The following is a 14,331-nucleotide window of genomic DNA, read 5'->3' as shown; positions in this document are numbered from 1 at the left end:
AACCACATGGATTCGGCGCTCGGGATCATCGTCATCGTGATCGGACTGCTAGTGTCGATCGCGTTGCATGAGGTGGGGCATATGCTTCCCGCCAAGAAATTTGGCGTTCGCGTGAGCGAGTACTTCGTGGGTTTCGGTCCCAAGCTGTGGTCAACAAGGCGTGGCGAGACCGAGTACGGCCTTAAGGCGATCCCGCTGGGCGGGTATGTGAGGCTCATCGGCATGTACCCGCCGGCGCGTCCGGGGCAGAAGCAGCGCAAGGGTCGCCTCGCCGAAATGGTCCGCGATGCGCGCATGATGTCGCAGGACGAGATACTGCCGGGCCAGGAACCACGCGCCTTCTACAACCTGAGCGCGCCAAAGAAGGTCACCGTGATGCTGGGCGGGCCCGTGATGAACCTTCTCATCGCCGTGGTCCTGATCGCCATCGTGCAGGTCGGCTTCGGCGATCTGGGGCCATCGACGAAACTGGGAACCGTGCAGGCGTGCGTCGGCGCGGCCAGCGTGCAAGGGGGCAACGACGAACAGCCCTGCACCGACGGTGCGCTACCCGGGCCGGCGATGTCGGCGGGCTTGCGAGTGGGCGATGAGATAGTCGCCGTGGACGGGGTCCAGATCGCATCGTGGGATCAGGTTCCCGCGGCGATTCGCGATGCCGCGGGCGCCGTTTCCATCGACTATCTGCGCGACGGTCAGCAGTTCTCCACGACCATGACCCCCGTCGAGGTCTCCTCGACCGGCGCGAACGGTAAGACCCTGACCCGCCGCTACATCGGGATCGCGCCCGAGGAGCAGTGGCAGTCGCAGCCGATCTCGACGGTCCCCGGTATCGTCTGGGGTCAGATGACGTCCATGGCCGGGATCGTCGTGGAGCTGCCGATGAAGGTGTACCAGACCGCCACGGCCGTCGTTTCCCCGCGCCAGGAGCGGGATCAGGACTCCGTGATCTCCGTGGTGGGCGTGGGACGCATCGCTGGCGAGATCACCTCTGCACCCACGCAGGACCTGCCCTCAGGGTTCAGGGTCGTCAGTCTCCTCAGCCTGTTGGCTGGCCTGAACATCGCGCTGTTCGTGTTCAACCTGATTCCGCTCGTCCCGCTCGACGGCGGACACGTCGTCGGTGCCCTGTACGAGGGCCTTAAGCGACAGATCGCCCGGCTGCGACGCCGTGAGCGTCCCGGCCCGGTGGATACCGCCCGCATGGTGCCCGTCGCATTCGGGATGTTCATCGTGCTGATCGTCATGGGGGCGGTACTTATCGTGGCGGACATCGTTGATCCGATCAGCCTGTTCGCGGCCGGATAGGCGAGCTGGCGCTGCGGGGGTGTGCTGCGGGTATCTGGCGGCGCGCCTTAGCACGTGACTGATGGACGCGCACAGAGACAGGCGCGTGACGTTGCCGCATTGTCGTATCCGATCTGGCCGCGTTCGATGCCCGGCGCGTGATCCGTTCGTGCGATGAGTGTCACACTCGAGAACGCGACGGGCGCGGCCGCACCCGCCGTTAATCCAGCAAGGTGGGGGATAATGAAAAGCGTGAGTACGCCTCTGAACCTCGGTATGCCTTCTGCCCCCGCTCAGGTCCTGGCGCCACGCCGCAAGACCCGCCAGATCCGGGTGGGTAGCGTCGCCGTCGGGGGCGATGCGCCGGTGTCGGTCCAGTCGATGACGACGACGAAGACGACGGACATCAACGCCACTCTCCAGCAGATCGCGGAGTTGACCGCCGCCGGCTGCGACATCGTCCGTGTCGCATGCCCCTCCCAGGACGACGCCGAGGCTTTGCCGATCATCGCGAAGAAGTCGCAGATCCCGGTGATCGCGGATATCCACTTCCAGCCGCGCTACGTGTTCGCGGCGATCGACGCCGGCTGCGCCGCGGTGCGCGTCAATCCGGGAAACATCCGCAAGTTCGATGACCAGGTGGGGGAGATCGCGCGCGCCGCGAAGGACGCTGGGGTGTCGATCCGCATTGGCGTGAACGCGGGATCCCTGGACAAGCGACTCCTGGAGAAGTACGGAAAGGCCACGCCGGAGGCGCTCGTGGAATCAGCCGTCTGGGAGGCCTCACTCTTCGAGGAGCACGACTTCCACGACTTCAAGATCTCGGTTAAGCACAACGACCCCGTCGTCATGGTCCGCGCCTACGAACTGCTGTCGCAGCGCGGAGACTGGCCGCTCCACCTCGGCGTCACCGAGGCCGGTCCCGCCTTCCAAGGCACGATCAAGTCCGCCACGGCGTTCGGTGCGTTGCTGTCGCAGGGCATCGGTGACACGATTCGCGTGTCGCTGAGCGCGCCTCCGGTCGAGGAAGTCAAGGTCGGCATCCAGATCCTGCAGTCGCTGAATCTGCGCGAACGAAAGCTGGAGATCGTATCCTGCCCGTCGTGCGGGCGCGCGCAGGTGGACGTCTACACGCTCGCCGAGCGGGTGACCGCCGGGCTGGAAGGCCTACCGGTTCCATTGCGCGTCGCAGTGATGGGTTGCGTCGTTAACGGCCCTGGGGAGGCGCGCGAGGCGGATCTCGGGGTCGCGTCGGGCAACGGCAAGGGGCAGATCTTCGTCAAGGGCGAGGTCATCAAGACGGTCCCGGAATCGATGATCGTTGAGACGCTCATCGAGGAGGCGATGCGCATCGCCGAATCGATGCCCGCTCAGGATGGTGCCGCGCCGACCGTCACCGTCGGCGCCTAGCGGGCCCCGGCCGGAAACCTGTCTGGGCTTGCGATGCGGCAACTCTTCACGGGACTGAGGCTCCTTCGGGAGGAGGATCTCGCTGAGGCGCTGAAACTGTGCCGGGTCGATCCTGCGGCATCCATCCTCGCGGCCGCCCGAATCGAGGGCGCGCTCCGCTCGGGCCTGCGAGACGGCGGCGGGATGTTGCTGGGCTATCCGCGCTTCGGTGAACTGCAGGCGTTCGCCTGGGTCGGATCGAATATCGTGCCCGTCAACCCCTTCGGCCTCGCGGACTTCCGCCCGGCCCTCGCCGATGGCCTGTCGAGGCACGGCACCGCCGTCTCGTCCATCGTGGGCGCGAGCGATGAGGTGCTCGGCCTCTGGCGGATGCTGGTGGACGATTGGCCCGCCCCGCGCGACATCCGGCCAGTCCAGTACTCGATGGTGCTGCGCGGGGCTCCGCGCGTCATGCCCGACACGACGGTACGTCTGGCCGAGCCATCCGAACACGGTGAGCTGCTACCGGCGTGCGTCGCTATGTTCACCGAGGAGGTCGGTTACTCTCCGCTCAAGGCGGCTCCGCACTCCTATCCTGAGCGCGTGCGCTGGCTGATCGATTCCGGTTCCGCCTGGATATCGCGCGGCGAGGTCGATGGGCGCTCGAACGAGATCCGTTTCAAGACGGAGGTGGGCGCGACCACGTCCGAGATGGGGCAACTCCAGGGCGTCTGGGTGCACCCGAGCCTGCGCGGACGAGGCCTGGCGGCACCGGCAATCGCGGCGGTCGCCGCGAGCGTTGCGTCGCAGGGGAGGACCCCATCGCTGTATGTGAACGACTTCAATGCCCCGGCCATCGCGGCATACGAGCGCGTCGGCTTCGAGCGCGTCGGCACCTACGCGACCATACTGTTCTAGGTTGCTCTGCGCCGGGAACGGGTCGCGCGGCCGTCACGAACCTGCTCCGCTGTCCTGCGCGATGCGCGATTTCCCATGCCGCTCGCGTTCCTGCGCGCTGCGGCTATGGTCCCAGCCGCACTCGTATTGCGCGATGCGAGCGGTGCGTGGCCACGCCCACGGCGATGATCGACACTCCGCAGGCGGCGAGCCCAGCCGCGAGGCCGATCTTGACGAGGAGCGCGCCGGCCGCCGCGCCGGCCGCCAATGCCAGCAGCGCCCCGGTACGGCGACGCCAGCGCCTGTTTTGGCCGGCTCCGATGGACGAGTCCGCCGCCAAGCCCGTGAGCGTCATCGTCACCACAACGGTGGATACGTCGGCCACGCCGAGGCTCCGGGCGGCCGCGGCCTGCGCGCCCATCGCGAGACCCAGTGTCGCGGTGACGACTAGCGCCCAGCGGCTTCCGTGCTGTGGTGGGCTCAGCAGAACCGCCAGGGCCGTGGCGGAGACGAGCAGTCCGGTTGCCAGCAGCGTCCTCGTCGTCGTGCTCGTCCACCCGCTACCGGCGCCTCGATGCGCGCGACCACTGAGTGCTGCGCCGAGGAAGAATCCGGCGAACGCTACCAGGGGGCCTGCCACCGGGAGGGCGGCGCCGCCGGCGACGCCGATCGCGAGAATCACGACGTTCCCGGTCATGTTGGCGGTGAACACCCGGTCCAGGCCTAGGTAGCCGATGGCGTCGATCATCCCAGTGGTGAAGGTGAGGAGCAGTGCAGCCAGAACGTTGAGCCGGCTGTGCCCTAGTCTGTGCAGCGCGGTCCCAGCCGTCATGTCTTCCCGCTCTTCCCTAACGTCGACATCGTCATTGCGCACGACTTTACCCGCCGATTAGCCCTGCGCCGGATCCGATGGGCCGGTGCGAGGCGCACGCCATGTGGGCTGCATCCCACAATGTCCGGTGCATCGCACAAACTGAGTAATCTGTAACCATGCTCATCCGGATGTCCACCCTTTTCCTGCGCACTTTGCGTGAAGACCCCGTCGACGCCGAGGTCGCAAGCCACAAGCTGCTCGTGCGCGCCGGCTATATCCGCCGCGCCGCGCCTGGCATCTACACCTGGTTGCCGCTCGGCCTGCGCGTGCTCGGCAAGATCGAGCAGATCGTCCGGGAGGAGATGGCGGCCGCCGGTGCGCAGGAGGTGCACTTTCCGGCACTGTTGCCGCGCGAGCCCTATGAGTTGACGAACCGGTGGACCGAGTACGGCCCGAACCTGTTCCGCCTCCAGGATCGCAAGCAGGCGGACTATCTCCTCGCCCCCACGCACGAGGAGATGTTCACGCTACTCGTGAAGGATCTCTACTCGTCCTACAAGGACCTGCCGGTAACCCTCTACCAGATTCAGACGAAGTATCGGGACGAGGCGCGCCCTCGCGCGGGCTTGCTGCGGGGCCGCGAGTTCATCATGAAAGACGCCTACTCATTCGACATCGACGACGAGGGCCTCAACGCCTCATATCTCGCTCAGCGCGACGCCTACGAGCGCATCTTCGCCCGCCTCGGACTCGACTACGTGATTGTCACCGCCACCTCCGGTGCGATGGGTGGTTCGCGTAGCGAGGAGTTCCTCTCGCCCACCGCCATCGGCGAGGACACCTTTGTCCGTTCTCCTGGCGGATTCGCCGCCAACGTCGAGGCCGTCACGACGCATGCCCCCGCGCCACTTCCGTTCGAGGACGCCCCGGCCAGCCGCGTGGTGGACACGCCGGACACCCCGACCATCGACAGCCTCGTTGAGCGGCTGAACGAGATCGCCCCGCGCGAGGATCGCGCGTGGCACGCCAGCGACACCCTTAAGAACGTCGTCTTCGCGCTGACGGGAGTCGGCGGCGAGCGCGAGCTTCTAGTCGTCGGCGTGCCCGGCGATCGCGAGGTCGACGTCAAGCGGCTCGAGGCCGCGGTATCGCCCGCTGAGGTCGAGCCTGCCGGCGATGCCGACTTCGCAAAGCATCCTGAGCTCGTGCGTGGCTACATCGGGCCGCAAGCCATTGGTCGTGCGCAGACCGGGAACGAGGACGGCATCCGCTACCTCGTGGACCCGCGTATCGTCTCGGGGACGAGTTGGGTCACGGGCGCTAACGTGGCGGGGAAGCACGTGGTGGGCCTCGTGGCCGGCCGCGACTTCACGCCCGATGGCACGATCGAGGCCGCCGAGGTCCGGGCCGGGGATCCATCACCGGATGGTTCGGGACCGCTCGAGCTTGCTCGTGGCATCGAAATCGGCCACATCTTCCAGCTAGGCCGCAAGTACGCCGACGCGCTCGGCCTCAAGGTGCTAGACGCGAACGGGAAGCAGCAGGTCGTGACCATGGGCTCCTACGGCATCGGCGTTTCGCGCGCCCTGGCCGCGCTCGCGGAGAACTTCCACGACGACAAGGGCCTGGCATGGCCGGCGCACATCGCGCCCGCGGACGTCCACATAGTCGCCACCGGCAAGGACCCCGCTGTGTTCGAGGCGGCAGGTGCTCTCGCAAACGAGCTGAGCGAGGAGGGGGTCGAAGTTCTTTACGATGACCGACCCAAGGTTTCGCCCGGCGTGAAGTTCGCCGATGCCGAACTCCTGGGCGTGCCGCTGATCGTCGTTGTCGGGCGTGGCCTGGCAGGCGGCACGATCGAGATTCGATCACGCTCGGGCGATTTCCGCGACGAGGTGCCTGTCGCCGAGATAGCTCAGCGGGTTCGTGACGAGGTTCGCTCGCGAAACTAGCTCCCTTGGCGGGCGCGTGCGCACTTGCGCGTATGCACTCGTGCCGGCGTGCGTTGGCGCGTGCCGCTGGGTCGGTCAGGCACTCGGGGCAAAGCGTTGACATGCGCTCGGCACCGCGGCGGGCAGAGTCGCGCTGGCCGCGGCAAAGCGAGAGGTGTCTGGGCGGCGACCTCTCGACTTCGATCAGTCGGCTGAACCGGTTGCGGAGGTATCGGCCTCGTCACTCGACTCGTCGGCACCCTCTGCGTCGTACTCGCTGAGGCCGGGCAGCGCGGACGGCTCTGCGCCGAGCGCCCGTTCTGCGAGGTATGCCTCCGTCGCGAAATCGAGTAGCGACTGGCGCTCGTCCGCCCCCACGCTCGCGAATGCGGCGAGGAAACGGTGGGTTTGATCGGCGAACTGGTCGCGCGCGAACCGCTTGAGGATTCGGGGCGCAGGGCGTCCTTCGCCGACGACGTAGAATACCTCGCGAGGGTCGGCGTCCGTTCCGGCGATCCCCGCCGAGATGGCCCATGCGCGTGCGCGCGAGCGGTCGGAACGTGATTGATCGAGAATCTTGGTGCCGCTCTTGCTGGACGTGTGCAGACCCCATTGCTCCCGCGCGTACCCCACGGCGTCGAGGCTCGCGATGGCGGCAATGGCCTCGTCCTGGCTCAGCCCGGGGGGAAGCGTGGCCGACGCGGTGGCGGCAACGGCGGACGAGTAGTCGGTTGCGGGCAACGTCACCTTGAGTTCCGTTTCGACACCCACGCTCGCGGCGGTCACGAGGGTCACGGCGGATTCGTAGTCGCTGAGCGCGATCGAGGCGTAGAGGCGTGCGCGCAGGGGATCCTCGACCGTGGGGAGGGTGCCCCGGGTTCGATTCGCCGAATCGGCGAGAAGTTGGATCAGCGACTCCACCGTAACCGGAGTGGGCGACGGGGTCGTGATGGGAACGGAGCGGGATACATAGTCCGGACCGGGATCGTAGGTTCCCCCGAGCGCCGTGATCTGGGTGGCGGTGTCGCTGGCGATTCTGGTCAGAACCGTGGCGACCTCCTGCGATGCGGTGCCCGCCGCGCCCAGTTGGGCCGCGCTCACCTGGATCATGAGGGCGTCCGCGACCATCGCCTCACGCAGTACCTCAGCGGCGTCGGGTGCCGGTGCCGTAGGTGCTGGGGTCTCGATGCGCACACCGCAGCCTGCGCCGAGCGTGAGGGCGAGGATCGCGGCGAGGGCAGTCGCGCATCGAAACATTTTGCGCGCCGAGCGGGTGAGGTGCGCCCGCCCGGTAGTGGCGGTCGAAGTTGGCGAAGTCATTGCCTCCGATCATGTCACGATGACGGTGAATGTAGTCGCAGCCGTTCCGTGGGCGGCGAAAATCCGGATAGGCTTGGATGCAACGGCTTGCGCCACGCTCAATTTCACATGGGGTCTCGTGCGCAGTCGCCCTGCAACGAAAGGCGGTCCCGTATGGCGCGCGGCGCACACAATGGCCGTAATCGGCACGCCGGCTCACGCCCGAGCAAGCCCCAGCAGTCGCATCAGCCGGCGGCGAACCACGATGAGGTGCTGGCGTTGCTGGCTCCCGTGGCGGCTGCGGATGGCGCGTACCTGGAGGACTTATCGGTTCGGCGCGCTGGCGGTACGACTCTCGTGCGGGTCACAGTCGATCTCCCCGACGACCAGGTCGGATCGATGTCGCTGGATCAGATCGCCGTGGTTTCCCGGTCGATCTCGGATGAATTGGATCGCGCCGACGTGATCGCCGGGGCGTACACGCTCGAAGTCTCGACCCCGGGCGTTTCGCGACCGCTCACTGAGTTGCGGCATTTCAAGCGAGCCCGGACGAGGCTCGTGACGATCGTGCTCAAGGATGGTTCGACGCGAGCGGGAAGGCTGACAGACGCCGACGAGTCCCGACTCGTGCTGGCCGGCGGTATCGAGATCCCCCGGGAGCAGATCGTGCGCGGACAAGTAGAGGTAGAGATGTCATCGGCGGCGAAGGCCGACTTCGGTGACGAGGAAGGGGAGGTCTGACATGGACATCGATATGGCGGCGCTGCGGGCGCTCGAACGCGAGCGCGAACTGAGCCAGGAGATGATGATCGATGCTATCGAACAGGCGCTCCTGCTGGCGTACCAGAAGAACTTCTCGACGCATCGAACGGCACGCGTCGAGGTCGATCGGTCCACTGGACACGTCGTGGTGTGGGCTCGCGATGTGCTCGAGAACGAGGTGCCCCTTTCCGCGGATGAGATCGAGGCCCTTCGTGAGCAGAGCGAGGATGACGAGGCCGAGATCCCCTCGACCCGCATCGAGCGTACGCTCGGGCCCGAATACGACGACACGCCGAGCAACTTCGGTCGCATCGCCACCGCGACGGCTCGCCAGGTCATCGTCCAGCGCCTGCGCGAGGCGGAGGACGACCAGGTGCTGGGCAGCTTCCGCAACAAGCAGGGCGAACTCCTGGCCGGGATCATCCAGCAGTCACCCGATTCGCGCAACGTCAAGGTGGACGTGGGCGGCACGGAGGCGATTCTGCCGTCGCACGAGCAGGTGTCCACGGAGCGTTATCCGCACGGTGAGCGCATCCGCGCCTACGTTGTAGAGGTCGCCCGCGGCCCCCGCGGGCCGCAGATCGTACTGTCGCGCAGTCATCCCGAGCTCGTCCGCAAACTCTTCGAACTCGAAGTGCCCGAGATCGAGCAGGGGAGTGTCGACATCGTGTCGATAGCCCGCGAGGCCGGGCACCGCACCAAGGTCGCGGTCAAGTCCAACGTGGCCGGCCTTGGCGCAAAGGGCGCGTGCATCGGGCCCATGGGGCAGCGGGTTCGGGCAGTGATGGCCGAGATCGGCGGCGAGAAGATCGACATCGTTGACTTCAGCGAGGACTCCGCCCGCTTCGTGGCCAACGCGCTGTCGCCCGCCAAGGTCTCGTCCGTGACGATTGTCGATCAGGAGGCGCGCACCGCCCGCGTCGTCGTGCCCGATTACCAGCTGTCGCTCGCGATCGGTAAGGAAGGGCAAAACGCCCGCCTGGCGGCGAAACTCACCGGATGGCGCATCGATATCAGATCCGATGCGGAGCAATCCGGGGCGTGATGTCGGAAAACGCCACGAGTCGCGATAGAATGGACGACGGCCCGGATATAGGTTCCGGGCTTGACACCGGCGAATCAGCGCGTTCGCAGCCGATCCGAACTTGCATCGGATGTCGGGCACACGACGCGCAAAGCAACCTGATTCGCGTCGTCGCGACTGCCTCGGATGGCACGACGCGCGTGGAATTCGACCGCGCGCGCAGGACCCCCGGAAGGGGAGCCTGGCTCCACGAACGGTGTCTTATGCGAGCGATTTCGAAGCGCGCCTTCGGGCGCGCCTTCCGAGTGGTGGGGAACGTCGATACGTCGGCCCTGACACGCGGCGCTCACCAGCACGGGACGAACCAGTCCCACAACGTCGATTTGGAAAGCGGGTTGGAAGCCGATGGGCACCCGATGAGCACCCAGCGATGAAGTTCTAACGACGGTCCACCCTGTCCCGGGCGGGCCGAGACAGGAGAAATGTGGCTAAGGTCCGCGTTTACGAGCTCGCCAAAGAGCTCGGAACCAGTAGTAAGGACGTGATGGCGAAGCTCACCGAACTGGGTGAGTTCGTTCGTTCCGCATCGTCCACCATTGAACCGCCCGTCGTGCGTAAGTTGCGCGACGCATTCCCCGCGCCGGCCCAGGCCGCGCCGGAGGCACCCGCCGCCAAGGCTGAGCCGAAGAAGCCTGCGGCCAAACCTGTAGCGAAGGCTCCCTCCGAGGCGAAGCCCGCGCCGGTGCCCGCCGATGCGGAGCAGGCACCTGTGCGCAAGCCGGCGGCTCCCACTCCGGCGCCCGCGGCCCGCAAATCGCCCGAGCCCGAGGCACCTTCGGCGAAGCCGGAACAGTCCCCAGCGCCGCGAAAGGCCAGCGGGGGCCCCGCTCCGCGTCCATCCGGCCGCGTGGGTAACAACCCTTACGCCTCTACGCAGGGCATGCCCCGTCCGCGTGCGGGCAACAACCCCTATGCCTCCACGCAGGGCATGCCCCGTCCGGGCAGCCAAGGTGAGCGCAACGACGCACCCCGGCCCCAGGGCAGCGGTGCAGCCGGGCCTCGTCCTGGCGCGCCCCGACCCGGTGCTCCTCGTCCCGGAGCCGCGCGTCCCAACCCCGGCATGATGCCGGGTCGCGCCCCAGGCCGGCCCAGCGAGCGCACCGGAGGCGCTGCGCCGGGTCGCGGCGGAGCGGGCGCTGGCCGCGGTGGTTTCAACAACGGCTTCCGTCCCGGCGCCGGCGGAACCGGGGGAGCCCCCGGGAACACCGGTGGTGGCTTCGGCGGCGGCCCTCGTGGCGGTGGCCGCGGTGGTGCCGGTCGAGGATCGACGCAGGGCGCCTTCGGTCGCCAGGGAGGACGTCCGGCACGCGGGCGCAAGTCGAAGCGCGCGAAGCGCCAAGAGTTCGAGGCAATGCAGGCACCCTCGCTGGGTGGCGTGCAGGTGCCTCGCGGTGATGGCAACACCGTCATCCGGTTGCGCCGTGGCTCGTCCCTCGCGGACTTCGCCGACAAGATCGATGCCAATCCCGCCAGCCTCGTAACCGTGCTGTTCCACCTCGGTGAGATGGCGACGGCCACGCAGTCGCTCGACGAGGACACCTTCGGCACCCTCGGTGTCGAGCTCGGATACGTCATCGAGATGGTCTCCGCCGAGGACGAGGACCGCGAACTCCTGGAGGCGTTCGACATCGACCTCGAGGCCGAGGAGGCGGGCGAGTCCGACGACGTCCTGGAGCCGCGTCCGCCGGTCGTGACCGTCATGGGTCACGTCGACCACGGTAAGACGAGGCTGCTCGACGCGATCCGTCACTCCGACGTCATCGCGGGCGAGGCCGGCGGCATCACGCAGCACATCGGTGCCTACCAGATCCACCACGAATACGAGGGCGAGAGCCGCGCCATCACGTTCATCGACACTCCGGGTCACGAGGCGTTCACCGCCATGCGTGCCCGCGGTGCGCAGGTCACGGACCTCGCGATCCTCGTGGTCGCAGCCGATGACGGCGTGATGCCGCAGACGATCGAGGCGCTCAACCACGCTCAGGCGGCGGGCGTGCCGGTCGTCGTGGCGGTCAACAAGATCGATAAGCCGGAGGCCAACCCGGCCAAGATCCGCCAGCAGCTCACCGAGTACAACCTGGTGGCTGAGGAGTACGGCGGCGACACCGTGTTCGTGGACGTCTCCGCGCGCCAGCAGCAGGGAATCTCCGAACTGCTCGACTCGGTGCTGCTCGTAGCCGATGCGGAGCTCGACCTGCGGGCGAACCCCGACAAGGATGCACGCGGCGTCGCGATCGAAGCGAACCTCGACAAGGGGCGTGGCGCGGTCGCTACCGTGCTGGTCCAGTCCGGGACGCTCGCCGTGGGCGACTCGATCGTCGCCGGTACCTCGTACGGACGCGTCCGCGCGATGTTCGATGAGCACGGCGAAAACGTCGACGTGGCGCTCCCGTCGCGCCCTGTTCAGGTGCTCGGCCTTACGTCCGTGCCGCGGGCCGGCGATACCTTCCTGGTCGCGCCCGAGGATCGCACCGCCCGGCAGATCGCTGAGAAGCGCGAGACGGCCGAACGCGCGGCAACGCTGGCCAAGCGTCGCAAGCGCGTGTCGCTGGAGGACTTCACTCAGGCACTCGAGCAGGGCAAGGTCGAGACGCTCAACCTCGTTCTCAAGGGCGATGTCTCCGGTGCCGTCGAGGCACTCGAGGACGCGTTGCTCAAGATCAACGTGGGCGACGAGGTCGAACTGCGCATCATCCACCGAGGCGTCGGTGCGATCACGCAGAACGATGTCAACCTCGCCACGGTCGACAACGCGATCATCATCGGCTTCAACGTCAAGCCCGCTGAGCGCGTCGCTGAACTGGCCGACCGTGAGGGAGTGGACATCCGCTTCTACTCGGTCATCTACCAGGCGATCGACGACGTCGAGGCGGCGCTCAAGGGCATGCTCAAGCCGGAGTACGAGGAAGTCCAGCTCGGCACCGCTGAGATCCGCCAGATCTTCCGCTCATCGAAGTTCGGCAACATCGCCGGTTCGATGGTCAAGAGCGGGCAGATTCGCCGCGGAGCCAAGGCACGCGTGCTGCGCGACGGGGTCGTCGTGGGGGACAACCTCTCGATCGATTCGCTGCGCCGCGAGAAGGACGATGTCACCGAGGTTCGCGAGGGCTTCGAGTGCGGTATCGGCCTCGGGTCGTTCAACGACATCACCGAGGGCGACATCGTGGAGACGTTCGAGATCCGCGAGAAGCCGCGGGCATAGGCCCGGTCATCGGTTCGTGGGGTCCGCACTTGTGCGGGCCCCACGGCCGTATCATCAAGAGATAATCGTCAGAGATAAGGAGAACGTCCGTGACTGAAAACCCAAGGGCGGGTCGCCTCGCGGAGCGTATCCAGCAAATCGTTGCGCGGCTCCTCGAATCGCGTATCAAGGATCCCCGGCTCGGCTTCGTGACGATCACCGATGTCAAGGTGACCGGCGACTGCCAACACGCATCGATCTTCTACACGGTCCTCGGGTCGGAGGAGGACCGCGCGGGTAGCGCCGCGGCGCTCGCCAGCGCCCGCGGACTCATCCGTTCCGAGGTCGGCAAGCAGACCGGATTGCGGCTCACGCCGACAATCGATTTCCACCTCGACTCTGTACCGGAGGAGGCGCAGCACCTCGCGGACGCACTGGCCGAGGCGCGCGTCCGGGACGCCGAACTGGCCGAACTGCGCCGCGGGGCTACTCCCGCAGGCGACGCGGACCCCTACAAGAAGCCACACGAACGGTCGGACGACGACGAGTGAGTGAAGCGGTATCCCGCGTCGCCGTCATAGGCATGGGCCAGGCCGGCCTTTCGGCGGCCTACCACCTGCAGCGGCGCGGGATACCGTCTCTTCTGCTCGACTCCGAGCAGGGCCCCGGCGGGGCGTGGCGTCACCGGTGGGACTCACTCACGATGGCCACCGTGAATGGTATCTTCGGCCTACCAGGTATGCCGGTGCCGCCCGTCGATCCGGCGGAGCGCAGTTCGGTCGCCGTGCCGCGATACTTCGCCTCCTACGAGCGCGAGCGGGCATTCGATATCCGCCGGCCGGTCCGCGTCGAGCGAGTGGAGCGTATCGCCGGCGGCTTCGAGATCTTCTGCCCCGGCGCTTCCTGGCGTGTCCGCGCCCTGATCAATGCAACCGGCACGTGGACGAATCCCTACACCCCGGTCTACCCGGGTGCGGCGGAATTCCGGGGTGCCCAGCTCCATGCGGTGCAATACCGGCGAGCCGCCGACTTTGCCGGTAGTCGGGTCGCGATCGTGGGTGGCGGGATCACGGCCGTTCAGTTGCTGGACGAGCTCTCCGCCGTCGCCGACACGCTATGGTTCACTCGGCGCGAGCCGGTGTGGGTGGACGAGTTCCGCCACGAAACCCTAGGGCGAGAGGTCGAGGCGAAGGTGGCCGCGGACGTCGCCAATGGAGAGCCCGTCGGCTCGATCGTCTCCTACACCGGCCTGGTGAAGAGCGCGTACACGCAGCGGGCTGCGGCGCGCGGCGCGCTGGTGCGTCATCCGATGTTCGTCGCCATCGAACCAGACGGCGTGCGGCTCGCAGCCGGGAGGTTCGAGCCGGTGGACGTGATCCTGTGGGCGACTGGCTTCAGGGCCGCCCTCGACCACCTGCGCCCGCTGGGGCTGGATCCCGCTCTCGGGATCGCCATGGACGGCACGGCCGTTGCAGGCGAGTCGATGCTTCATCTGGTCGGGTACGGCCCGAACCAGTCCACGATCGGAGCGAACCGGGCCGGGCGCCACGCCGTGGCGGCGCTGGCGCGCAGCATGGCGACGTGATTCTGCCTGTTGACGTGCCTGTAGACACACGACGCCGTCAAGCCTCGGAAGTGCCCCCAGAGCCGCGGCGAGAGGAGCTCGGACCTGGTCGCCCGACGAATCGTC

The 14,331-nt window shown here is 67.2% G+C and carries 12 protein-coding genes; 10 read left to right on the top strand and 2 right to left on the bottom strand.

The genetic code is table 11. From position 1 onward, the window contains the following. Positions 1-6: 6 nt before the first annotated feature. The 3 genes from FB461_RS05845 to FB461_RS05835 all read left to right on the top strand — a co-directional run bounded on the left by FB461_RS05845 (position 7) and on the right by FB461_RS05835 (position 3,591). Positions 7-1,305 carry a M50 family metallopeptidase gene (locus FB461_RS05845; RefSeq protein WP_142119799.1) on the top strand — a complete coding sequence of 433 codons (1,299 nt, stop codon included), beginning with the start codon at positions 7-9 and terminating at the stop codon, positions 1,303-1,305. 222 nt (positions 1,306-1,527) lie between these two features. After that, on the top strand, positions 1,528-2,694 hold the full coding sequence (gene ispG, locus FB461_RS05840; RefSeq protein WP_211349841.1) for a flavodoxin-dependent (E)-4-hydroxy-3-methylbut-2-enyl-diphosphate synthase: 1,167 nt from the start codon (positions 1,528-1,530) through the stop codon (positions 2,692-2,694). A 33-nt stretch (positions 2,695-2,727) separates the two neighbouring features. After that, positions 2,728-3,591 (top strand): GNAT family N-acetyltransferase, encoded by an 864-nt coding sequence (locus tag FB461_RS05835; RefSeq protein ID WP_142119795.1) that lies wholly within the window; start codon positions 2,728-2,730, stop codon positions 3,589-3,591. A 103-nt stretch (positions 3,592-3,694) separates the two neighbouring features. Here the strand turns inward: FB461_RS05835 and FB461_RS05830 are convergent, their stop codons facing one another. Continuing rightward, entirely contained in the window at positions 3,695-4,402 is a 708-nt protein-coding gene (locus FB461_RS05830) for a YoaK family protein (RefSeq protein WP_142119793.1), read from the bottom strand. Between the two features lie 158 nt (positions 4,403-4,560). Between FB461_RS05830 and FB461_RS05825 the strand changes: the two genes are divergently transcribed. Next, a complete protein-coding gene (locus FB461_RS05825) occupies positions 4,561-6,336 on the top strand; it encodes a proline--tRNA ligase (protein WP_142119790.1) in 1,776 nt (591 codons plus the stop codon). Positions 6,337-6,519: 183 nt separating this feature from the next. Here the strand turns inward: FB461_RS05825 and FB461_RS05820 are convergent, their stop codons facing one another. Further along, complete coding sequence (locus FB461_RS05820) at positions 6,520-7,635, bottom strand: hypothetical protein (RefSeq protein WP_142119788.1); 1,116 nt, start codon at positions 7,633-7,635, stop codon at positions 6,520-6,522. Positions 7,636-7,788: 153 nt separating this feature from the next. On the opposite strand from FB461_RS05820, the gene FB461_RS05815 reads away from it, so the two are divergent. The 6 genes from FB461_RS05815 (at position 7,789) to FB461_RS05785 (ending at position 14,226) form a co-directional block, all read left to right on the top strand. Further along, the gene (locus tag FB461_RS05815) at positions 7,789-8,355 is read left to right on the top strand and encodes a ribosome maturation factor RimP (protein WP_246046037.1); all 567 of its coding nucleotides are present in this window, start codon (positions 7,789-7,791) and stop codon (positions 8,353-8,355) included. 1 nt (position 8,356) lies between these two features. Beyond that, entirely contained in the window at positions 8,357-9,421 is a 1,065-nt protein-coding gene (gene nusA, locus FB461_RS05810) for a transcription termination factor NusA (protein WP_142119786.1), read from the top strand. Beyond that, entirely contained in the window at positions 9,376-9,834 is a 459-nt protein-coding gene (locus FB461_RS05805; RefSeq protein ID WP_342776112.1) for a YlxR family protein, read from the top strand. The genes nusA and FB461_RS05805 overlap by 46 nt, the downstream gene beginning before the upstream one ends. 50 nt (positions 9,835-9,884) lie before the next feature. Then, on the top strand, positions 9,885-12,662 hold the full coding sequence (gene infB / locus FB461_RS05795; RefSeq protein WP_142119782.1) for a translation initiation factor IF-2: 2,778 nt from the start codon (positions 9,885-9,887) through the stop codon (positions 12,660-12,662). A gap of 89 nt (positions 12,663-12,751) precedes the next feature. Further along, on the top strand, positions 12,752-13,192 hold the full coding sequence (rbfA, locus tag FB461_RS05790; RefSeq protein ID WP_142119780.1) for a 30S ribosome-binding factor RbfA: 441 nt from the start codon (positions 12,752-12,754) through the stop codon (positions 13,190-13,192). Next, entirely contained in the window at positions 13,189-14,226 is a 1,038-nt protein-coding gene (locus tag FB461_RS05785) for an NAD(P)-binding domain-containing protein (RefSeq protein WP_142119778.1), read from the top strand. The genes rbfA and FB461_RS05785 overlap by 4 nt, the downstream gene beginning before the upstream one ends. Positions 14,227-14,331 lie beyond the last annotated feature (105 nt).

The organism is Rarobacter faecitabidus (assembly GCF_006716265.1).
In the GTDB taxonomy this organism is placed as follows: domain Bacteria; phylum Actinomycetota; class Actinomycetes; order Actinomycetales; family Cellulomonadaceae; genus Rarobacter; species Rarobacter faecitabidus.
Note: the sequence above shows the minus strand (reverse complement) of the source record. Positions and strands in the feature narration are given on the sequence as shown.

What these genes read in the sequence shown, in the direction of transcription:
- FB461_RS05845 (WP_142119799.1), top strand. Translation starts at nt 7, where the DNA reads ATGGATTCGGCGCTCGGGATCATCGTCATCGTGATCGGACTGCTAGTG.
- FB461_RS05805 (WP_342776112.1), top strand. Translation starts at nt 9,376, where the DNA reads ATGGCGCATCGATATCAGATCCGATGCGGAGCAATCCGGGGCGTGATG.
- nusA (WP_142119786.1), top strand. Translation starts at nt 8,357, where the DNA reads ATGGACATCGATATGGCGGCGCTGCGGGCGCTCGAACGCGAGCGCGAA.
- FB461_RS05825 (WP_142119790.1), top strand. Translation starts at nt 4,561, where the DNA reads ATGCTCATCCGGATGTCCACCCTTTTCCTGCGCACTTTGCGTGAAGAC.
- ispG (WP_211349841.1), top strand. Translation starts at nt 1,528, where the DNA reads ATGAAAAGCGTGAGTACGCCTCTGAACCTCGGTATGCCTTCTGCCCCC.
- FB461_RS05820 (WP_142119788.1), bottom strand. Translation starts at nt 7,635, where the DNA reads ATGACTTCGCCAACTTCGACCGCCACTACCGGGCGGGCGCACCTCACC.
- FB461_RS05835 (WP_142119795.1), top strand. Translation starts at nt 2,728, where the DNA reads ATGCGGCAACTCTTCACGGGACTGAGGCTCCTTCGGGAGGAGGATCTC.
- FB461_RS05830 (WP_142119793.1), bottom strand. Translation starts at nt 4,402, where the DNA reads ATGACGGCTGGGACCGCGCTGCACAGACTAGGGCACAGCCGGCTCAAC.
- FB461_RS05815 (WP_246046037.1), top strand. Translation starts at nt 7,789, where the DNA reads ATGGCGCGCGGCGCACACAATGGCCGTAATCGGCACGCCGGCTCACGC.